Origin of the sequence: Pseudarthrobacter sp. PvP090, from assembly GCF_040547365.1 — a bacterium.
Lineage (GTDB): Bacteria > Actinomycetota > Actinomycetes > Actinomycetales > Micrococcaceae > Arthrobacter.
In genome coordinates this window covers 214,990-234,218 of sequence record NZ_JBEPPO010000005.1, presented here as the reverse complement: position 1 = coordinate 234,218, position 19,229 = coordinate 214,990, and the positions used below count along the sequence as shown (strand labels likewise).

The 19,229-nt window shown below is 66.3% G+C and carries 19 protein-coding genes; 13 read left to right on the top strand and 6 right to left on the bottom strand.

Going from position 1 to position 19,229, the window contains the following annotated elements:
• Positions 1 to 685: 685 nt before the first annotated feature.
• Together ABIC21_RS07865 and hisC are read right to left on the bottom strand one after the other, a co-directional pair.
• A complete protein-coding gene (locus ABIC21_RS07865; RefSeq protein ID WP_354349844.1) occupies positions 686 to 2,098 on the bottom strand; it encodes an amino acid permease in 1,413 nt (470 codons plus the stop codon).
• 50 nt (positions 2,099 to 2,148) lie between these two features.
• Positions 2,149 to 3,246: a histidinol-phosphate transaminase gene (gene hisC / locus ABIC21_RS07860; protein ID WP_354349843.1), complete on the bottom strand. Its 1,098-nt coding sequence runs from the start codon at positions 3,244 to 3,246 to the stop codon at positions 2,149 to 2,151.
• Between the two features lie 93 nt (positions 3,247 to 3,339).
• Here hisC and ABIC21_RS07855 point away from each other — a divergent pair, with 93 nt between their 5' ends.
• From ABIC21_RS07855 to ABIC21_RS07800, 12 genes are all read left to right on the top strand, one after another.
• Entirely contained in the window at positions 3,340 to 3,843 is a 504-nt protein-coding gene (locus ABIC21_RS07855; RefSeq protein WP_354349842.1) for an Lrp/AsnC family transcriptional regulator, read from the top strand.
• Between the two features lie 119 nt (positions 3,844 to 3,962).
• Complete coding sequence (locus tag ABIC21_RS07850; RefSeq protein WP_354349841.1) at positions 3,963 to 5,636, top strand: thiamine pyrophosphate-binding protein; 1,674 nt, start codon at positions 3,963 to 3,965, stop codon at positions 5,634 to 5,636.
• Between the two features lie 106 nt (positions 5,637 to 5,742).
• Positions 5,743 to 6,084: a nucleoside/nucleotide kinase family protein gene (locus ABIC21_RS07845; RefSeq protein ID WP_354349840.1), complete on the top strand. Its 342-nt coding sequence runs from the start codon at positions 5,743 to 5,745 to the stop codon at positions 6,082 to 6,084.
• A gap of 139 nt (positions 6,085 to 6,223) precedes the next feature.
• On the top strand, positions 6,224 to 6,604 hold the full coding sequence (locus tag ABIC21_RS07840; RefSeq protein WP_354349839.1) for a DUF7793 family protein: 381 nt from the start codon (positions 6,224 to 6,226) through the stop codon (positions 6,602 to 6,604).
• Positions 6,605 to 6,679: 75 nt separating this feature from the next.
• Complete coding sequence (locus ABIC21_RS07835) at positions 6,680 to 8,218, top strand: putative bifunctional diguanylate cyclase/phosphodiesterase (RefSeq protein WP_354349838.1); 1,539 nt, start codon at positions 6,680 to 6,682, stop codon at positions 8,216 to 8,218.
• A gap of 9 nt (positions 8,219 to 8,227) precedes the next feature.
• Positions 8,228 to 9,028, top strand: coding sequence for a class I SAM-dependent methyltransferase (locus ABIC21_RS07830; RefSeq protein WP_354349837.1), 801 nt, complete (start codon positions 8,228 to 8,230; stop codon positions 9,026 to 9,028).
• Between the two features lie 118 nt (positions 9,029 to 9,146).
• On the top strand, positions 9,147 to 10,085 hold the full coding sequence (locus ABIC21_RS07825) for a lipid kinase (RefSeq protein ID WP_354349836.1): 939 nt from the start codon (positions 9,147 to 9,149) through the stop codon (positions 10,083 to 10,085).
• A 160-nt stretch (positions 10,086 to 10,245) separates the two neighbouring features.
• A complete protein-coding gene (locus ABIC21_RS07820) occupies positions 10,246 to 11,268 on the top strand; it encodes a substrate-binding domain-containing protein (RefSeq protein ID WP_354349835.1) in 1,023 nt (340 codons plus the stop codon).
• A 136-nt stretch (positions 11,269 to 11,404) separates the two neighbouring features.
• Positions 11,405 to 12,724, top strand: a complete 1,320-nt coding sequence (locus ABIC21_RS07815) for an ABC transporter substrate-binding protein (RefSeq protein WP_354349834.1) — start codon at positions 11,405 to 11,407, stop codon at positions 12,722 to 12,724.
• A gap of 94 nt (positions 12,725 to 12,818) precedes the next feature.
• Positions 12,819 to 13,913, top strand: a complete 1,095-nt coding sequence (locus ABIC21_RS07810; RefSeq protein ID WP_354349833.1) for a carbohydrate ABC transporter permease — start codon at positions 12,819 to 12,821, stop codon at positions 13,911 to 13,913.
• Positions 13,910 to 14,830, top strand: coding sequence for a carbohydrate ABC transporter permease (locus tag ABIC21_RS07805; RefSeq protein WP_354349832.1), 921 nt, complete (start codon positions 13,910 to 13,912; stop codon positions 14,828 to 14,830). Before ABIC21_RS07810 ends, ABIC21_RS07805 begins: the two co-directional genes overlap by 4 nt.
• Positions 14,827 to 16,464, top strand: coding sequence for an alpha-amylase family glycosyl hydrolase (locus ABIC21_RS07800; protein WP_354349831.1), 1,638 nt, complete (start codon positions 14,827 to 14,829; stop codon positions 16,462 to 16,464). The genes ABIC21_RS07805 and ABIC21_RS07800 overlap by 4 nt, the downstream gene beginning before the upstream one ends.
• 156 nt (positions 16,465 to 16,620) lie before the next feature.
• Here the strand turns inward: ABIC21_RS07800 and ABIC21_RS07795 are convergent, their stop codons facing one another.
• On the bottom strand, positions 16,621 to 16,764 hold the full coding sequence (locus ABIC21_RS07795; RefSeq protein ID WP_354349830.1) for a hypothetical protein: 144 nt from the start codon (positions 16,762 to 16,764) through the stop codon (positions 16,621 to 16,623).
• Between the two features lie 497 nt (positions 16,765 to 17,261).
• Between ABIC21_RS07795 and ABIC21_RS07790 the strand changes: the two genes are divergently transcribed.
• Positions 17,262 to 18,002 (top strand): alpha/beta fold hydrolase, encoded by a 741-nt coding sequence (locus ABIC21_RS07790; protein WP_354349829.1) that lies wholly within the window; start codon positions 17,262 to 17,264, stop codon positions 18,000 to 18,002.
• A gap of 29 nt (positions 18,003 to 18,031) precedes the next feature.
• Here ABIC21_RS07790 and ABIC21_RS07785 read toward each other — a convergent pair whose 3' ends face one another.
• The 3 genes from ABIC21_RS07785 to ABIC21_RS07775 all read right to left on the bottom strand — a co-directional run bounded on the left by ABIC21_RS07785 (position 18,032) and on the right by ABIC21_RS07775 (position 19,106).
• A complete protein-coding gene (locus ABIC21_RS07785; protein WP_354349828.1) occupies positions 18,032 to 18,295 on the bottom strand; it encodes a hypothetical protein in 264 nt (87 codons plus the stop codon).
• Between the two features lie 125 nt (positions 18,296 to 18,420).
• On the bottom strand, positions 18,421 to 18,627 hold the full coding sequence (locus tag ABIC21_RS07780; RefSeq protein ID WP_090955828.1) for a helix-turn-helix domain-containing protein: 207 nt from the start codon (positions 18,625 to 18,627) through the stop codon (positions 18,421 to 18,423).
• Positions 18,627 to 19,106, bottom strand: a complete 480-nt coding sequence (locus tag ABIC21_RS07775) for a DUF2975 domain-containing protein (protein ID WP_354349827.1) — start codon at positions 19,104 to 19,106, stop codon at positions 18,627 to 18,629. The genes ABIC21_RS07780 and ABIC21_RS07775 overlap by 1 nt, the downstream gene beginning before the upstream one ends.
• Positions 19,107 to 19,229: the final 123 nt, after the last annotated feature.

Sequence of the window (19,229 nt, the reverse complement as noted above, 5' to 3'; positions counted from 1 at the left end):
TCGGCGACTCCCAGGTGAGGCTGCCGGCAGGCCTTGCGGGGCCCGATCCGCATTCGTGACAGCGCGTCGGGCTCGTTTGCTGGCCCAGCGCGACGCCATCGAAGCCGACCTCGGTTTCGTCCTGGAATGGGACGACAAACCCGACCGCAAGGCATCCAAGCTCGTCATCAGCCGTCCCGGCGACTTCCTAGACGAGGCTCAGTCACAAGAACTCGTCGAGTGGCTCGTCGCCACGGGAGACGCGTTCGCGAGTCTTGCGGAAGTACCTCTAACAGCGTCACACCGAAGCGTTCGGAAGCCCCGAACTTCTCCACCGTCATGCGCACGGCACGGCGGCGGGGTTCGGGGCTCAGGCCTCTTTGAATTGGTGGCGACCAAAAAACCAATGGAACAAGTACTCGAACGGCATTTTCTACCTGGGCTCAAAGTGCTTCCTCATGCTGCCGACCCCGTGTCAGCGAAGCCGTAAACCGGCCCATCAACTTTTGGCGTGGCGTCCTTCAAATGAAGGGCTCGTCGCGGGTGTGGTGGAGCATGGGCTGGCGCCCAGATCGGACTGACTCGTGCAGCGGCCGAGCTGGTCGCCAGCATGGCCAGCGGGGCAGAGACCGCAAAAGGGCGCGCCCAGCAAGACCGGACGCGCCCTTCAGTGCCCTGAAGCCGGGAGTCGGTTCAGGGGAGTTAGCTAGTCGACGAGCGCCGGCTGCTTGTCACCCTCTGAAGCGTCAACAGAAACCGGAACCTTCCCGTTCCGCTGGTGCATCCAGTTCGCCACCGCAAGGAGCGCCACGAGGGCGAAAGTGCTCAGGAGCTGGGGACGGGAATCCTCGCCGATGAAGCCCACCGTGAAGATCGCGGCGAGGATGACCAGACCAAACACCGTGAGCCACGGGAAGCCCGGCATCCGCAGGGGAAGCTCGGTCCCGTCGCGGTCGGCGCGGAGGCGCAGCGCGAGCTGGGCCAGGAGCGCAGACGTCCACACCAGCAGGCAGGTCGAGCCCACGATGTTGAGCAGGATGGGAAGGACCATTTCTGGGAAGGCCAGCTCCAGCACAACCGTAACAACGCCGAAGGCAACGCTAGCCAGGACTGCCACAACCGGAACCCGGGCCTTGGAAACGGAAGCCAGCGCACGCGGCGCCACACCCCGCTCGGCGAGGGAGAACGCCATCCTGGAGGCGCCGTAGAGGTTGGCGTTCAACGCCGACAACAGCGCTGCGACGGCCACCAGGGTGATGGCGGTGGCTGCGCCGGGCATGCCGGCGGCGTCCAGTACCGCGGCGAACGGGCTCTTCAGGCCTGCAGAACCCACGGGAACCACGGCCGCAATAATGAAGATGGAACCGATGTAGAAGACCAGGATGCGCCACAGCACGGTCCGGACTGCCTTCTTCACGCTGCGGGCAGGCTCGGCGGTTTCAGCTGCCGCCACGGAGACAATCTCGGTGCCGCCGAACGCGAACGCCACCACGAAAAGCGCCGTGGCAATCCCGGCAAAACCGCTGGGTGCGAAGCCGTCGCCGGTGAAGTTGGACAGGCCCGGCGACTGCACGCCCGGCAGCCAGCCGAAGAGCAGGGCAGCGCCCACCAGGAGGAACCCGACGATTGCCGCCACCTTGAGCAGGGCGAACCAGAACTCGAACTCGCCGAAGTTCTTCACACTGGTGAGGTTCACGGCGGTGAGCACCACGATGAACACGAAGGCCATCAGCCAGACCGGCAGGGCCGGGAAGATGGTGGCCAGCAGGCCTGCCGCACCGAGCGCTTCGGCCGCGATGACCACCACGAGCTGCAGCCACCAGAGCCAGCCCACCGTGGCACCTGCCACCGGCCCGTAGGCCTTGGCGGTATAGACGGAGAAGGCGCCGCTGTCCGGATTGGCGGCGGCCATCTCGCCGAGGGCCCACATCACCAGGATGATCAGCGTGCCTGCCACGAGGTAGGAGATCAGCACGGCCGGTCCGGCAGCCTGGATGCCGGCGCCGGAGCCTATGAACAGGCCCGCGCCGATGGCGCTTCCGAGGCCCATCATGGTGAGCTGGCGGGGTTTGAGTGTGGCGCCGAGCGGGCGGGCAGACGTCTTTGTCTGTTGTTCCATGAGGATTCCTCTGGTTGTAGGCGGAACGGGTTGGTTAGGGTCAGTGAGTGCTAGGCCGCGTGGACTGCCAGGAGCCCGAGCACGCGGTCGTTGGAGGCGGGATCGGCAACGGTGATCCGCACGCCGTCGCCCTGGTACGCCCGGACCATGATGCCGGCGGCGTCAAACGCGTCCACCAGCCTCGCCCGGAGGCTCTCGTCCGCGCGGATCCACAGGAAGTTGCCCTGGCTCGGCTGCAGTTTCCAGCCCTGCGCTTCCAGCTGCGCGGCCATCCGGGCGCGTTCCTGCTTGACGGCGGCCACCCGCGCTTCCATCTCCTCCCCGGCGTCCAGCGACGCGATGGCAGCCTTCTGGGCCAGCGCGCTCACCGAAAAGGGAAGGGCGGTCCGGCGAAGTCCCTCAGCGATATCGGGCGCCGCCACGGCGTATCCCACGCGCAGGCCAGCGAGTCCATAGGCCTTCGAGAAGGTGCGCAGGATGCAGACGTTCGGGTGCTGGCGGTAGAGCGCCAGGGAATCGGGGCCGCTGCCCGCTTCGGCGTATTCCACGTAGGCCTCGTCGACCACCACGAGGATGTCGGAACGGACGGACTGCACGAAGGCCTCGATGCGCTCGTGGCGGATCGGCACACCGGTGGGGTTGTTGGGGGTGCAGAGCAGGATCACCTTGGTGCGGTCGGTGACGGCCGCGGCCATGGCCTCGAGGTCATGGCCCTCGGCGTCGTCCAGCGGGATGCGGACCGGCCGGGCGCCTGCCAGCTCAACGAGGATGGGGTACGCCTCGAAGGAACGCCAGGCGAAGATCACTTCATCGCCGGCGTCGCACAGCCCGGTGATGATCTGCTGGAGGACCCCCACACTGCCGGGCCCCACCGCGATCTCACCGGCCGTGACGCCCAGGTGCCGGGCGAGCCGCTCTCGGAGTTCGACGGCGGCACTGTCCGGGTAGCGGTTCATGGTGCCGGCCGCTTCGGTCACCGCAGCGGCGGCCGCGGGCAGCGGCTCGTAGTGGCTTTCGTTGCTGGCGAGGGCTGCAATGTCCAGGCCGGCGCTCCGCCGGCCCGGGACGTAGGACGGAAGTCCGGCCACAGCGCCACGAAGGGTGGGAAACGCTGTGCCCGGTGCGGTCAGGAGCTGATCATGGGTCATGAGCACCGATCATGATTGTGACCCGCCCCACAATGCAAGATACCCTCATTCCATTGGGACTTCTGCTCAACTTCTACTGTCTGCGGTGAAAATATGACCATCCCGAGCCCTCGCACCCTGGATTCCCTCGACGGCAGGATCATCCTGGCCTTGGACAAGGATCCCGAAGCCAGCGCCCTGGCACTCTCGCGGACGCTCGGCGTCGCACGGAACACTGTCCATGCCCGGCTGGCGCGGCTCGAGCGCAGCGGCGCCCTCCGGTCCTTCAGCCGCCGGCTGGACCCCGCCGCGCTGGGCTATGAGCTCATGGCCTTCCTTTCCTTGTCCATCAGCCAGACCCGGACAGGTGCCGTGGAAGACGGGCTCGCCGCGATCCCGGAGGTCATCGAGGTGCACGCCACCACCGGGGATGCGGACCTCATGGCCAAGGTGGTGGCCCGCGGCACGGCCGACCTCTACCGCATTACCAACGAGATCCTGGAAATCGACGGCATCCAGCGGACCAGCACCGCCATTTCCGTCCTGGAACTCATGCCCCCGCGCTACGACGGCCTTCTGGCCCGGCTCTCGGAGCAGGAATCCCGCCCCGCCGACTAATACACATGACCCACCCCACAAGCGTGCAGATTTTCACTTTTAACGACTTCCGACTGCCAAAAATCCCAGTCAAAAGCGACGCTCTTGCCGATTCGTGACGCAGACCACAAGATGTCTGCATGACTTCACTCACCGTCTCCGGCCGCGTGGCACAGGTTCTCGGCAGCTATCTCACCGATCTCTTCGGTGTCATGGGCAACGGAAACGTCTACTTCCTGGACGCCGCTGAGAAGCTGGGCCTCCGCTTCTCCGCCGTCCGCCATGAAGGCGCCGCCATCGCCGCGGCCGACGCCTACTACCGCGCCTCGGGACGACTCGCAGCGGGCACCACCACCTACGGCCCCGGCTACACCAACGCACTCACCGCCCTCGCCGAGGCCGTCCAGGCGCAAATCCCCGTCGTGCTGGTCACCGGGGACGCCCCGAGCACCGGCGCCCGCCCCCAGGACGTGGACCAGACTGCCATCGCCGCAGGCCTCGGCGCGGCCACCTTCACCGTCACCCGCGACGCCGCGGGCTCCATCACGCGGCAGGCGGTGGAGTACGCACTCACCAAGCGCACCGCCGTCGTGATTGCCATCCCCTACGACCTCGCGGCACTCGAGGCGGCAGATGAAGAGCTTCCGGCGCCGTTGGCACCGGCAGTGACTGACGACGTCGACGGCGGCCTGGGGCAGGTAGCCCGTCTGCTCGCCGGCGCGAAGCGGCCGCTGATCCTCGCCGGCCGCGGCGCGCACCTCGCCGGCGCCGGCCCGGAGCTCCGCGAGCTCGCCGACCGGCTCGGCGCGCTGACCGCCGGAACCGCCCTGGCGCTCAACCTCCTCCAGGGCGACGGGTATCTCGGCGTCGCGGGCGGCTTCGGCACTGATACCGCGGCCGGGCTCATGCGTGAGGCCGATGTGGTCCTCGTGGCAGGGGCCAGCCTGAGCCCCTTCACCATGCGGTTCGGGCACCTGCTGGGCCCGGACAGCACGGTCATCCAGATCGACGCCGCCCTGCAGCCGACGAACCCCCGGGTGGACACGTTTGTCAGCGCGGACGTGAAGTCTGCTGCGGGATGCATCCTTACGATGCTGGATGACCCGGCCTCGCCGGCCGCCAGCCCCGCAGAAGCCTGGCGCGCGGAAGCCCACAAACGCCTGGCCGAGGGACCGGCCCACCATCCAGGCTCAGCCGAGACGCCGGACGGCCGGCTGGACCCGCGCTCCCTCGCCCTGGCACTGGATGGGGTGCTGCCGGAGCGCCGCACGGTGGTCCAGGACGGAGGGCACTTCGTCGGCTGGGCACCCATGTACTGGCGCATCCCGAGGCCACAGGACCTGGTCATGGTCGGGACCGCCTACCAGACCATCGGGCTGGGCCTTGCCAGCGCCGTCGGGGCAGCCCGGGCGGTGGAGGACGGCCGCACCCTGGTGCTGGCCTCCGGCGACGGCGGTTTCCTGATGGGCCTGTCCGACCTCGAATCGCTGATTGGTGCGGCCAGCAGCGCCGTCGTCGTGATCTACAACGATGCCGCCTACGGAGCCGAAATCCACCAGTACGGCTCCCAGGGCCTGACCGAGAAGCCCATGCTGATCCCCGAGGTGGACTTCAGCGGCGTCGCCCGCGCTTTGGGCGCCGAGTCCGCGATCATCCGCTCCTTGTCCGACCTTTCCGCGCTCCAGGACTGGATCGACGCCGGCGCGAAGGGAACCTTCGTGGCCGACTGTCGCATCACCTCCAGCGTCCGGGCCCCGTGGCTGAGCGAGTGGATGGAAGCCTCGCGGGCGGCGAAGGCGGCGGTGGCTAGCTAGTCAGCCCGGCGGACCGGGAAGGAATCAGGCACGCCGGGCGGGTCCGCTTCCCGGCAGGAGTCTGCAGTCACCTCAGACACCTCGGCGGTTCCGTCCAGTCGTCATCATGGACCGCTACCTGTACTGCCAACTGGCGCTCAAGCGCGTCAGCGGCCGCAGCCCAGGACGATCGCTGCCCTGGCTGCTGCGGCGCCTGCCCGCCCCGGACATCGTGTTCTATTTCAGCGTCCCAGCTGACGGCGCCCACACTCGGGTGACCAAGCGGGCCACCGACGCGGAGACCCTTGAGCATCTGCAGGCCCTCGATCAGGGCTATAGGGGGCTCGCCGACTTCCGTTCCTTTGTCACGATTGACGCCGGGTCTTCCCCGGAGCAGATCGTTGAAGACCTCAAGCGGGAGCTGACCCTGTATGACCGGGCGCCTCGGCCCGTTTCGGCTTCTGATTAGGAAGGGGCCTGGAAAAACCACAAACTCAATACGCGACCGCCGCGGAACCGCCCGGTAATAATGTTGGTACAGTACGCCCGAAAACCGGAGGTACCTTTGAGAGGTTGCCGAAAGGTTCGGCGCCCATTCAGGAGGCGAAGTGGCCGTAGCACCGGAGACCGTTGACGGCGGAAAAGGCAGCGTCGAACTCAGCGACGACGGGGTCGTCCACCTGCAGTGGTTGTCCGGGATCAACATCGAGGTTGAGGACGCCAGGGCAGCTATGGCGAAAGTTAACGAGGTCTGCCAGGGCGTCCAGCGCCCGATGCTGGTCGACATGGCTGCGGTTGCCTCGGTCAGCAGGGAGGCCAGGGGCATCTGGTCCATTCCCTGCGATGCCTCCCGCATCGCCCTGTTGGGGCGTTCCCCGGTGGACCGGGTCCTGGCGAACTTTTTTCTCGGCGTGCATATACCTCCCTGCCCCACCCGGTTCTTTACGTCCCGCAGCGATGCTATGGACTGGCTCAATGCCGTCCTGTAGGCGCCGGGATCTATCTGGTAGACCGCAGTCCACGACGTGCCGAATTCCACGGAGCCAACCCGTAGTGCCAGACGCATGAGTCCAGGAGACGGCGTCGAGGACCCTCGCCTGGAACAACTGGTTGACGGCATTGTCCGACTGGCCGCCGGAGAGCTGAACGCACGCATCGAGCCCTCGGACCAAAGGGACGCCATTGACGCGGTCATTACCGGAGTCAACCTTCTGGGGGAGGAGCTAGGGCACATCTATACGGATCTTGAGGAACGCGTGGCCGCCCGGACGGCCATGTTGCGTCGAACGCAAGTGGAACTGGAGCACATGGCCAAAACCGACGCCCTCACCGGCCTGGCCAACAGAACCTTGCTTAACGAGCGGATTCAGGACGCCATCCGGTCCGGTACAGACAGCGGACACGCCCCGGCCGTGCTCATCCTGGACCTGGATTCCTTCAAAGCCATCAACGACACCCTGGGCCACAGCGCCGGCGATGCCGTGCTGGTCGAGGTTTCCCGTCGCCTCCGCTCCGTCGTCCGGGCCTCGGACACTGTGGCCCGCCTCGGCGGAGATGAATTCGCAGCCCTCATCACCGGAGCGAGCGTGGACGACGTCATGCTCATCGCACACCGGGCGTGGGAAGCCCTACAGGAAAGCGTGGACATCGGAACAGAAACGGTCTGGACCACGGGCAGCATCGGAATTTGCCTCCACGACCCTGGACGCTCGGCAGAAGACCTGATGCGGGGTGCCGATATTGCCATGTACCAGGCCAAGGCCGAGGGCCGGAACACCGTCCAACTTTTTCACCCGGATATGCTCAACGCCGTCCAGGAACGATCCCGAATCACCGCCGAATTACGCATGGCAGCCGCCACCGGCCAGCTGGCGTTGCACTACCAACCCGTGGTTGAACTGGCATCCGGCAAGGTCGCCGGCGTCGAAGCACTCGTCCGCTGGCACCACCCCGTCCGCGGAACAATCATGCCGGACAGCTTCATTGGCATCGCGGAAGAAACAGGTCTGATCCTGGAACTGGGACGGTGGGTCCTGCACGAGGGGATAGCCCAGCTTAGCCAGTGGAAACACCTGGCCCCCCAGCTGACGGACTTCCGCCTGCACATCAACCTCTCAGCAGCCGAACTCCTTCGCAGCGATCTACTCGCAGACGTCAACGAAACCCTGACCAAAAACGATATCGAACCCTCCCGCCTGGTCCTGGAGATCACCGAAAGCGTCCTGATGTCCCGCAGGACGGGAGAACAACAGGTACTTGAAAAACTCCGCGCCCTCGGCGTCGGACTACAGATCGACGACTTCGGCACCGGCTATTCCTCCATCAGCTATCTGCGGGAAATCCCCGCCGAGACAGTCAAAGTCGACCATTCCCTGATCAAAAACCTCGAAACCGACCCCCAACAACAGAAATTCGTCTCCGCCATCCTCCAGCTCATCTCAGCAGCCGAGCTCGAAGCAATCGTCGAGGGCATCGAAACCGCCGAACAGGCCGCCCGGCTGCAAGCTATGGGCTGCCTCTACGGGCAGGGCTACTACTACGGACGCCCCGCCCCCGCCGCGGCAATACTCGACCGAATCAGCGGCTCCGAGCCCCAAAGGTAAGGTGTGTTTATGTCTAAACTCTGGGACCGGATGCTGCTCGTCCCAACAGTTGTGCGCCTTGCCTCCCACGCGCCAAGAAACCCGCATGCCGCCTGGGAAAGATACTGGACCGGCATCCAAACCACCGGTCATGACGGAGACGTGCTCTGGGACTCCGACTCCCCGGCCGAGCGTAAACAGTACACAGAAAAGGTTCTCGCGCACTTCGATCCGTCCCTTCCCGTCATTGACATCGGCTGCGGCAACGGCACCTACACCCGGTGGCTTGCCACCCTGTTTCCGACGGTTCTCGGCATCGACGTTTCCGCGGGCGCCGTCGCGAGGGCCACCCGAGAAACCAGGGACACCCAAAATTGCTCCTTCACAGTCCTGGACGCCACACAAGCGGACGCCGGGGACCTCCTCTTGGAGCGGACGGGACCCGCGAACGTCTTCGTCCGCGGAGTGTTCCACGTCCTGAAACCAGGCAAACAGGCTGCGATGGCGGCAAACCTCAAAACAGTAGCCGGAAGCACCGGGCGCGTGTTTCTAGCAGAAACCAATTTCCCCGGAAACAGCCTCGACTATCTGGCGGGACTTGGCGCCACAAGTGACCATGTGCCCAGCCAGCTGCAACGGGCCCTGGAAAATCTACCCCGCCCGGGGCGTTTCGGCGCCCGGGAACGACGCAACGTCTTTCCCGAAACGGACTGGCGCGTCATCGCGGACGGACCGGTCAACATCGACGTCGTCCCCATGAACCCCGCCGGCCACCCGCAACGGGTACCAGGCTACTTCGCCCTCTTGGCCGGTGAATGCAGTACGCCATAACAGCAGGACGGAATTCGCCAGCAATGACGACCGGCGCCGCCGGGCAGGCCGACGGTCACCAACGTCCGTGGCTAATACATCTAGGAGAACTCACAGGTCCACCGCATACCATGGCCAAATGAACGCTGCCCGGGACGCACGCTCTGCCGCCGTGGTGATCAATACCGGATCACGCCGCGGGGCAGCATACGAACTGGTCGTGGACACGATGCGTAAGGCCGGCGTGCCAATCTCCGCCGTGCACCGCGTGCGGTCGGGTGCAGACCTGGCCGGGACGCTCGACCGGGCGCTGGCGGACGGGCACGACCTAATGGTTGTCGGCGGCGGCGACGGGACTGTCTCCTGCGCCGCCGGCCGGGTTGCCGGCACCAACGTTATGCTCGGCGTTCTTCCACTGGGCACCGCCAACGACTTCGCCCGCACGCTGGAGATACCGAACAATCTTGCCGAGGCGTGCGCCACCGTCGCCGAAGGCAAGGTGGTGGACATCGACCTCGGCCGGGCCAACGGCGAGCCGTTCCTCAACGTCGCATCCGTGGGCCTCTCGGTGGCGGTTACCGATGCGCTCAGCCCCCGCCTGAAGCGGTACATCGGGCCATTGGCCTACAGCATCGCCACGCTTCGGGCTTATGCCCGGCACAAGCCATTCCGGGCCCGCCTCGAGTTCCCGGACGGTGACCACGAGCCGCTGGAGCTCGAGGACCTGCTCCAGGTCGCGGTCGGCAACGGCCGGCACTACGGCGGCGGCAACACGGTCTCCCCCACCGCAGGGATCGACGACCACACCCTTGACATCTACGCCATCCTGGCCGGGCCGCTCCGGGAGCACGTGAGCATCGCACGGCTGCTCAAGGACGGAAGCTTCATCAAACACGACCGGGTGTACCACCTGACCACCAGAAGTGTCCGGCTGGTCACCGACCAGCCGCTGCCGGTGAACCTCGACGGCGAGATCGCCACCGCCACGCCCACCGACTTCACCATCCAGCGCAACGCCGTCCACGTGGTGGTGCCCCAGAGCAGCACCAGCGCATTGTTCGACGGACCAGGCGCCTAGGCCCCTCCTGAGGGCGTTGTTTCCTAAACAGTCACGCCTTCGGCACGTCTCCCCTTACTGTTGATCCTGCACCTAACGAAACCGTTTACGTAAACCGTTTGCGTAACTTCAGCGCGAGCCGTTCACAGAACACCCGCAGTCACCTCGGGGAGGAGGAACAGTGGTCACCATCCGCGATGTCGCCAAGCACGCCGGCGTCTCCCCGGCCACCGTCTCCCGGGTTGTCAACGGGCTGGTGGGCTACTCCGACGAGACCCGGGAACGCGTCGAAACCGCGGTCAAGAGCCTCAGCTACGAAACGGACTACCTCGCCCGGGGCCTCAAGACCCGGCAAACCTCCGTGATCGGGCTCCTCGCCCCGATGGTCTCAGACGCCCTGGCCTCCCAGGTCATGCAGGGTGTGGAGGAGGAAGCGCAGGAACGCGGCTACGCCGTGATGCTCGGCCGTACCGGCGCCAAGTCCGCCTACATCGCCGGCTACCTCCGGACGCTGCGCACCTACCGGGCCGCCGGCGTCATCCTCATCTCCGCGGTGATCACGCCGGAGACCAGGCATCTGCTGGGGCCCAACGTCCCCATCATCTCCGTCGCCATCAGCGACAAGTCGGGTTCGCCCAGCGTGGCCATCGACGACGAGCAGGCAGCCTACGACGCGACGCGTCACCTGCTGCGGCTCGGCCACCGGCGCATCGGCCTGCTGACCGGCGACCCGGCGTCGGTCTACGTCGCCCAGCCCCGGAAACGCGGCTACCTCCGCGCCATGACCGAAGCCGGCTGCACCCCTGTCACCGCGACCGGCAGCTTCTTCTACGAAAGCGGCGCCCCCGGCGTCGACGTGCTGCTCCAGCAGGAACCCGGCCTCACAGCCATCTTCGCGATGAGCGACGAGATGGGAGCCGCCGTCGTCAATGAACTGCAGCGCCGCGGCCTCCGGGTACCGGAGGACGTCTCCGTCCTGGGCTTCGATGGCACCTCCACCTCCCTGCACGTGAACCCGCCGCTGAGCACCATGGCGCAGCCGCTCGAGGAAATGGGGCGGATGGCCGTGAAGAAACTGCTCCGCTCCCGCGATCTGGGGCCGAAGATCATGCCGCACCGGCTGATCGAGCGCGGCTCCACCGCCCCGCCCAACCCAACACCGCCCAGTCCAGCTCCGCGGTGCCCCCAGGAACCCACCAGCTAGCCCCACCAGACCACCCACCAAACGGCGGCAGTCGGCACTCCCCCGTGCCACAAACCGGCCAGCCGCCGCAGTTCCGCATGCACCAAACCACCCGCACCACCCACCTCGCACAACCCCAATGAACAAGGAGCAACACATGAGGCAGCGCCGCCGCACCTGGCAGACTCTTCTCGCCACCACCGCATCCCTGACCGTCGCCGCCGTCGCCCTCACCGGCTGCGGCGGGACCGCCACGGAAGCGAAGAGCACCCCGAAGGCCGCCGCCGCGTCCTTCGAGGGCAAGGGCCCCATCAACTACGTCTCCAACCGCGACGCCTCCGGGGCCGCGAACAAGAGCATCGAGGAATGGAACGCCGCCCACCCGGAGGAGAAGGTCACGTTCATCGAACTGCCCGACTCCGCGGACCAGCAGCGCCAGCAGCTCATCCAGAACGCGCAGATCAAGTCCGACACCTTCAGCGTGCTGAACCTCGACGTCGTCTGGACCTCCGAGTTCGCCGCCAACAAGTGGATCCTGCCGCTGCCCGCGGACGCCGTCCCCACCGACAAGATGATCCCCGCCACCGTCAACGCCGCGACGTACCGGGACTCCCTGGTCGGCGCCCCGTACTACACCGACGGCGCCCTGTTCTACTTCCGCTCCGACCTGCTCCAGGCCGCCGGCATCGCCGCCCCGCCCAAGACCTGGGACGAGATGAAGACGGCCTGCAAGGCGATCCTTGCGCTCCCCGAAGCCGCCGGCATGTCCTGCTACACCGGCCAGTTCGACAAGAACGAGGCCCTCACGGTCAACTTCTCCGAGGCCGTCGCCTCCGCCGGCGGCACGGTCGTCGACGCCGACGGCAAGCCCACCGTCAACACCCCCGAAGCCAAGGAAGGCCTGAACCTGCTGGTGAACGGCTTCAAGGACGGAATGTTCCCGTCCGACGCCATCACCTACCTCGAGGAGCAGGGCCGCCGCGCGTTCCAGGAGGGCAAGCTCGTCTTTATGCGCAACTGGCCCTTCCTGCACGCCTCGCTGAGCGCCACCGACGGCTCCAGCCAGGTGGCCGGCAAGTTCGACATCACCTCCATCCCCGGCACCGACGGCCCCGGCGTCTCCACCCTCGGCGGCCGCAGCCTCGCCATCTCCCCGTTCACCCCGAACAAGGCCACGGCCCTGGAGTTCGTCAAGTTCTTCACCAGCGAGGAGCAGGCCCAGAAGCGCCTCGCGCTGTCCTCCCGCGCACCGGTCTACGCCTCCCTGTTCGCCGATCCCGCCGTCGTCGCCAAGCGCCCGTTCTTCCCCACGCTGCTGACCTCGCTGAACAACGCCCAGCCGCGTCCCAAGGTGGTCCAGTACGGCGCCACCACCAAGGCGATCCAGGAAGAGGCCTACGCGGCCATCACCGGCGCCAAGGACACGGACACGGCCCTGAACGACATGCAGGCCAAGCTCACCGAGCTGACCAAGTAATCCAGCAGTAGCCCCCGCAGTTCAGACCACACGCCTGGCCGGCCGGTCCACCCCGGCCGGCCAGGCACGCTGCAACTCCAGTTAGGTACCCCGCATGACGACGACGACGACCGCCCCGCCCGCCGGCGCGCAGACCGGCACGCCCCAACCAGGCAGCCCGCGTAAACGCGGCAACCGCTCCCCCGGTGAAGGCCGGATGGCCGCGATGCTGCTCTCCCCCACCATCCTGGTGCTGGCTTTGGTGATTGTGTACCCGCTGCTCTCCGCGGTGCACCAGTCCCTGTTCCGCGCCGAATCCGGCCTGGACGCGGACGGCTTCGTCTCCGACGTCGAATCCTTCGTGGGCCTGGCCAACTACGCCGACCTGTTCGTCGGCGAATCCGGCCGGCGCTTCCTGAACGCCTTCGCCAACACCACCTTCTTCACCGTCACCACGGTGTTCCTCGAGACCGTCCTGGGCCTCTGCCTGGCCCTCGCCATGAACCGCGCCTTCCGCGGCCGGTCCTTCCTGCGCGCCAGCATCCTGGTCCCGTGGGCCGTCCCCACCGCCGTCTCCGGCCTGCTGTGGCGCTGGATCTTCCAGTCCGACGGCATCGCCAACAACCTCCTCGGCTCCGAAATCCTCTGGACCGCCGAAGGCAGCGCCTCCAAGGTCGCCGTCATCATCGCCGAAGTCTGGAAGACCGCCCCGTTCATCGGCCTCCTCGTCCTCGCCGGCATGCAGGTCATCCCCGGCGAGGTCTACGAAGCCGCCCGGATCGACGGCGCCGGCTGGTGGCGCCAGCTCGGCTCCATCACCCTCCCGCTGGTCAAGCCCACCCTGCTGGTCGCCGTGCTGTTCCGCATGCTCGACGCCCTGCGCATGTTCGACCTGCCCTTCGTGCTGATCGGCCCCGGCAAGGAATCCGTGGAAACCCTCTCCATGTTGGCCTGGGACGAATCCAACCAGCTCCGCTACGGCTCCGCCTCCGCGTTCGCCGTCATGCTCTTCCTGTACGTCGCCGTCGTCGCGATCGTGTTCGTGAAGGTGCTCGGCGCCGACGTCACCGGCGCGAAGGAACTGAAGCTGATGTCGAAGAAGACCGCCCGGAAGAACCGCTTCGCGGCAAACCACGCGACGGCGGACGCTGACCAGTCGAACTCCGACCAGGCGACCGCAGAACAGAAGAAGACCGAGGCCACCCGATGACCATCTCCGACCTCCGCAACGCCGCCGCCGACTCCGGCGCCGCCGCTCCCGACGGCGGCAGCACGCCGTCGCCGTCGAACCGGCCCAAAGCCAAGCGCACCTGGCGCTCCTACAGCGTCTACGCCGGCCTGGCCCTGATCTTCGCCTACTGCCTGGCGCCGTTCTACTGGATGCTGGTCTCCAGCCTCCGCCGCACCGCGGACATCTTCGACAACACCCTGCTGCCGGCGCCGTTCTCGCTGGAGAACTACGCCAAGGTGTTCGACGGCTCCACGATGTTCGGCCAGGCGCTGCTGAACTCCCTGATCGTCGCCGGCACCACCACCACGTTCGCGCTGGTCCTGGGCGTGTTTGCCGCGTACGCGATCTCGCGGCTGAACTTCCGCTTCAAGTCGCTGATCCTCGGCGTCATCATTGCGACGTCGATGTTCCCCGGCATCTCCGTCGTCGTCCCGCTGCTGCGGCTCTTCACGGACATCGGCTGGATCAACACCTACCAGGCGATGATCGTGCCGAACCTGTCCTTCGCGATCCCGCTGGCGGTCTGGAACCTCACCACGTTCATGAAGGCCCTGCCGTTCGACCTCGAGGAGGCCGCCATGATCGACGGCTGCACCAAGTGGCAGGCGTTCCGCCGCGTGCTGCTGCCGCTCGCCGCTCCGGGCGTCTTCACCACCGCGATCCTGACGTTCATCCACAGCTGGAACGAGTTCATCATCGCGCTGTCGATGATCAACGACCCGAAGATCCAGACCGCCACGGTCGCGATCTCCAAGTTCACCGGCGCCACCGAATTCCAGGCCCCCTTCGGCGAGCAGATGGCCGCCGGCGTGATCGTCACCGTCCCGCTGGTGATCATGGTGCTGATCTTCCAGCGCCGGATCGTCGAGGGTCTCACCGCGGGCGCCAGCAAATGAGCCCTCTCGAATCCAGTACCGTCGAGGAAACCAGTTTCACGCCCGACGTGAACTGGTGGCAGTCCGCCGTCATCTACCAGGTCTATCCGCGCTCCTTCGCCGACGGCGACGGCGACGGCGTGGGCGACCTCGCCGGGCTCATCGCCCGGCTGCCGTACATCGCCTCGCTCGGCGTCGACGGCATCTGGATGACCCCGTTCCAGCCATCCCCGCAGGTGGACCAGGGCTATGACGTGTCCGACTACTGCGGCGTGGACCCGCTGTTCGGGACCATGGAGCAGTTCGATACTCTGCTGGAGCTCGCCCACTCGTTGGGCCTGCGGGTGCTGCTCGACGTCGTCCCCAACCACTGCTCCTCGGAGCACCCGCTGTTCCAGGCTGCTTTGGCGGCGGGCCCGGGCTCGCCGGAGCGGGACATGTTCCACTTTGTTGCCGGTCCGGTGGACATGCCCGACGCCGACGTCCCGCCGAACAACTGGCAGAGCGTCTTCGGCGGCCGGGCGTGGAGCCGCGCCAGCCCGGACTCCGAAACAGACCGCGACTGGTACCTGCACCTCTTCTCCCCCGAGCAGCCGGACTGGAACTGGCGCAATCCCGCCGTCGGCGATTACTTCGACGGCGTGCTGCGCTTCTGGTTCGACAAGGGCGTGGACGGCCTCCGGATCGACGTCGCGCATGCCCTGTTCAAGGCCGACGGCCTGCCGGACTCGCCCTCCGCCGGCGGGGTGGTGGACGGGCTGCGGTCCAACCCGCAGGTCTCGGACCAGGAGGAAGTCCACGAGGTCTACCGCCGATGGCGCACCCTGGCGGAGAAGTACGAGCCACACCGGCTGCTGGTGGGCGAGGTCAACCTTGAACCGGCCCGCGCCGCCCGCTACACCCGCGCCGATGAAATGCAGCAGGCCTTTGCGTTCGCGTTTGTGAAACTCGGCTGGGATCCGGCGGCGTGGGCCGCCGCCGGGAACGAGCTCGAAACCGCCCGCCAGATGCACGGCGCCACACCGACGTGGGCGCTGGAGAACCACGACATCGTCCGTTCCGTCACCCGCTTCGGCGGCGGCGAAATCGGCGCCCTGCGGGGCCGGGCCGCGCTGGTGGCTCTGCTGGGGCTGCCCGGTCCGGCGTACCTGTACCAAGGCCAGGAACTCGGCCTGCCCGAGGTCGACGTCCCGCTCAAGGCCCGCGTGGATCCGATGTGGGCCCGCGGCGGCGTCTGCCGCGACGGCGCCCGCGTCCCGCTGCCCTGGACCACGGACGCGGGGCTGAGTCACGGCTTTTCGCTGACTGAACGCGCCGCCGAGCCCTGGCTCCCACAGCCCGCGCACTGGGGCACACACGCGATCGAACTTCAGCAGCAGGACCCGGAGTCCTCGCTGGCGCTGGTGACCAAGGCTCTGGAGCTGCGTCGGCTGCTGTGGAAGAACGAGGTATTCGGCCCGAACGACGGCGGCACTTGGCGAGTCGAAGCCGGCAACCTGCTGATCTGCGAACGCAGCACCGACTTGTTCGTCGCCGTCGCGATGGGAACCAAGCCGGTGCGGCTGCCGACCGGAACGGTGCTGCTCAGCGCTGCACCGCTGGTGGAGGACGGCTGGCTGCAACCGAGCAACGCCGTCTGGGTGCTGCGCGACTGAGCCCAGTCCGCTTCGGGACCGTCCACGTGCCCGTGGGGAGCACCCGCGAGACCATCACTTGTAGTTGTCCGCGGCGCTGCGATGTCTCACCTTTTCGTTGACACAAAGAACCCCCGCCAATCGTGATGATTGGCGGGGGTTGTTCGCTCAATTCGGTTAGCGGACGACGTACGTCCTGCTGACCTTGAAGATCGTTGGGTCATCCTTGGTGTTATGGACGCGGACGACCCACTTTGTCCCTTTGGGACCCCATGCTTCGTGGGTGGCGTCCCAGCCGCCGGCGACGTAGTGGCCGTTCATGTACCAGCGGTACCTGAGGTTACTGCCCTTGGGCCAGCCATACTTGTTTGCGCGCAGGACGGTTCCACCCGATACGTACACAGTTGACTTTCCGACCGTGCAGGACTGACCTGGCGGGCAGAGCGCGGCGCTTGCCGGCGCCGCCGTCATGAGCGCTCCTGCTCCCAGGGCAACGGAAAGGGCGGTAGCGGCCGCCGCTTTACGGAAGATCGATCGTTTCAATGCTGGCACGGTTCCCCGCACCTCCTGTCGGTGGTTGGCAGATAAGTTTTGGCTGCTGAACGCTTCCGACATACACCGTCTAAGGCGCCCCCAAGCATGAGTATAACCACACGGGTAACACTGGCCACAAGAGTGCCCACCAGGTACTTGCCACCGCACGTCGAAGAACGCGAGGCACCGGGATGAGGCGGCGGCGAGTCCTGAGGTCACCGTCGCTGTGCTGGGCCGGGCACCGGAGCGCGTAACACGCGCTGGGAACGTGAAAGCATAAGCCGGTGCACACGAACCAGTACGGACCAGAGAGCGCACCTCCTGTCTTGCTCCTGCACGGTGGTGGCGTCGCCGGTTGGATGTGGCAATCCCTGCGCCGTAGCCTGGAATCCCGGCACCGTGTGATCGTCCCCGACCTCCCCGGGCACGGAGAGAGCTCCAGCGAGGAGTACATCTCGCATTCCGCGACCGTAACTGCCCTGGCCGACCTGGTGTCGCAGCGGGTTGGTTCGCCGGTGGCAGTGATCGGCTTCTCGCTCGGGGCCCAGCTAGCCATCGGTCTGGCGGCTCAACATGCGCCCCTGGTGAGCCGAGTTATGGTCGTCAGTGCCCAGGCGAAGCCGATGGCGTACGGTGGCCTCACCCTGGGAATTCTCGGTTTGAGCGCGCCACTTGCACGGAGGAGATGGTTTGCCCGCCTACAGGCCCGGCAGCTGTTCATACCCCCGGAGCTGATGGAGCAGTACATCGACACCAGTGCAGGCATAACGAAGGCGAACTTGACGGCCGCCGTCGGGGAGAACCTGCGCTTCGCATTGCCTGAGAATTGGTCCCGCTTCCCGGGGCACGCCCTCGTGATGGTGGGTCAGCGTGAACGGAGGCTGATGCGTGACTCTGCCGCTGCGATCCATGCCGCCCTGCCTGGAAGCGACTTGGAGATTGTGGATGGGTGTGGCCACGGAATCCCCCTTCAACGCCCGGAGTGGTTCAACGCCACGGTCTCGGCTTGGCTCTCTCAGGAGTAATGAGGAGGACCGACCGGCGGTCGACGACGTTAGCAGCCGGCGTACAGTTCAGGCAGGTCCCCGGTGAAGGCTTCCCGTGGATCGACTCCTGCCGCGTCCAGGATGGCGCGGGCCAGAGCCCGGGCATCATCCGTCCGGTAGCTGACCGAGGCCGTCACGCCGTCGGCCTGATTGATCTGGATGCTCGGCTGATCGTCAAAACCACCGGTCGGAATCGGACGCCAGATGTCGAGGTGGTCCTCGGGGATTTCGGTGTCGTGGTGGCGGTGGACGAAGTAGTCTGCGGCGGCCATGGTGGTCCTCATCTCGATTCGGGCAAGAGATGAGTGTAAGCACGCGAGGACAGTTCAGGAAAGTGCCCGGAAGCGAGTAACGGCACGCGGGAACCGATGATCCATGCGACGCGACCAGACTCCGATCATTCCTCGACAAACTCCAGCAGGTCACCCGGCTGGCACTTGAGGACCCGGCACATTGCTTCCAGGGTGCTGAAGCGGACAGCCTTGGCCCGGCCGTTTTTCAGCACCGCCACGTTGGCCGGGGTGAGACCCACGCGTTCGGCGAACTCCCCCACGCTCATTTTCTGTTTGGCCAGCTCGACGTCGATGCGCACCACGATGGGCATCAGATCACCGCTTCCATGTCAGCGCGCAGGTCCGCGGCCTGCCGGAGCAGCGCGCGCAGCACCACCACCACAAGGCCCAGGGCGGCGCCGGCCACCAACACGAGGAGCAGCAGGAGCGGCAGGCCGGGATCATCCGCGTTGAGGACCACGGACGCGGACAGCACCGCCAGCATGGTCCACCCGGCGGCAATGGCCCAGACGATCGCGTCCACCCAGCGCAGAGCGTCGTTGCTGAAGATGCTGTCGCGCTTGACCATGGTGAGCAACTTCCAGGTGCTCACGATCACGACCTGGACGCATGCGACCTCCAGGATGAAGAAAATGATGAGCGGCCACTGCAGGGACGCACGGTCCGGATTCTCCTGCGCCATGTGAGCAAACTGCCCGGGGATGGACATGACCTGGAACAGAACCAGCAAGAGGAACGCCACCACAAGGACGATGCGAAGGGCGATGACTGCCAAACGAGTAAAGTGCATGTATCGAGTTTCGGCCTTTAACTATCGAAAGTCAATCGATACGAATAGGGCGACTCCCGCCGAAACCATGTGCCGCCGTCCGCCAGTTCCCCGACGTCGGCATCTCGCTGGTGCCCGTGATGT

What these genes read in the sequence shown, in the direction of transcription:
- ABIC21_RS07865 (WP_354349844.1), bottom strand. Translation starts at nt 2,098, where the DNA reads ATGGAACAACAGACAAAGACGTCTGCCCGCCCGCTCGGCGCCACACTC.
- hisC (WP_354349843.1), bottom strand. Translation starts at nt 3,246, where the DNA reads ATGACCCATGATCAGCTCCTGACCGCACCGGGCACAGCGTTTCCCACC.
- ABIC21_RS07855 (WP_354349842.1), top strand. Translation starts at nt 3,340, where the DNA reads ATGACCATCCCGAGCCCTCGCACCCTGGATTCCCTCGACGGCAGGATC.
- ABIC21_RS07850 (WP_354349841.1), top strand. Translation starts at nt 3,963, where the DNA reads ATGACTTCACTCACCGTCTCCGGCCGCGTGGCACAGGTTCTCGGCAGC.
- ABIC21_RS07845 (WP_354349840.1), top strand. Translation starts at nt 5,743, where the DNA reads ATGGACCGCTACCTGTACTGCCAACTGGCGCTCAAGCGCGTCAGCGGC.
- ABIC21_RS07835 (WP_354349838.1), top strand. Translation starts at nt 6,680, where the DNA reads ATGAGTCCAGGAGACGGCGTCGAGGACCCTCGCCTGGAACAACTGGTT.
- ABIC21_RS07830 (WP_354349837.1), top strand. Translation starts at nt 8,228, where the DNA reads ATGTCTAAACTCTGGGACCGGATGCTGCTCGTCCCAACAGTTGTGCGC.
- ABIC21_RS07825 (WP_354349836.1), top strand. Translation starts at nt 9,147, where the DNA reads ATGAACGCTGCCCGGGACGCACGCTCTGCCGCCGTGGTGATCAATACC.
- ABIC21_RS07815 (WP_354349834.1), top strand. Translation starts at nt 11,405, where the DNA reads ATGAGGCAGCGCCGCCGCACCTGGCAGACTCTTCTCGCCACCACCGCA.
- ABIC21_RS07810 (WP_354349833.1), top strand. Translation starts at nt 12,819, where the DNA reads ATGACGACGACGACGACCGCCCCGCCCGCCGGCGCGCAGACCGGCACG.
- ABIC21_RS07805 (WP_354349832.1), top strand. Translation starts at nt 13,910, where the DNA reads ATGACCATCTCCGACCTCCGCAACGCCGCCGCCGACTCCGGCGCCGCC.
- ABIC21_RS07800 (WP_354349831.1), top strand. Translation starts at nt 14,827, where the DNA reads ATGAGCCCTCTCGAATCCAGTACCGTCGAGGAAACCAGTTTCACGCCC.
- ABIC21_RS07795 (WP_354349830.1), bottom strand. Translation starts at nt 16,764, where the DNA reads ATGAACGGCCACTACGTCGCCGGCGGCTGGGACGCCACCCACGAAGCA.
- ABIC21_RS07785 (WP_354349828.1), bottom strand. Translation starts at nt 18,295, where the DNA reads ATGGCCGCCGCAGACTACTTCGTCCACCGCCACCACGACACCGAAATC.
- ABIC21_RS07780 (WP_090955828.1), bottom strand. Translation starts at nt 18,627, where the DNA reads ATGCCCATCGTGGTGCGCATCGACGTCGAGCTGGCCAAACAGAAAATG.
- ABIC21_RS07775 (WP_354349827.1), bottom strand. Translation starts at nt 19,106, where the DNA reads ATGCACTTTACTCGTTTGGCAGTCATCGCCCTTCGCATCGTCCTTGTG.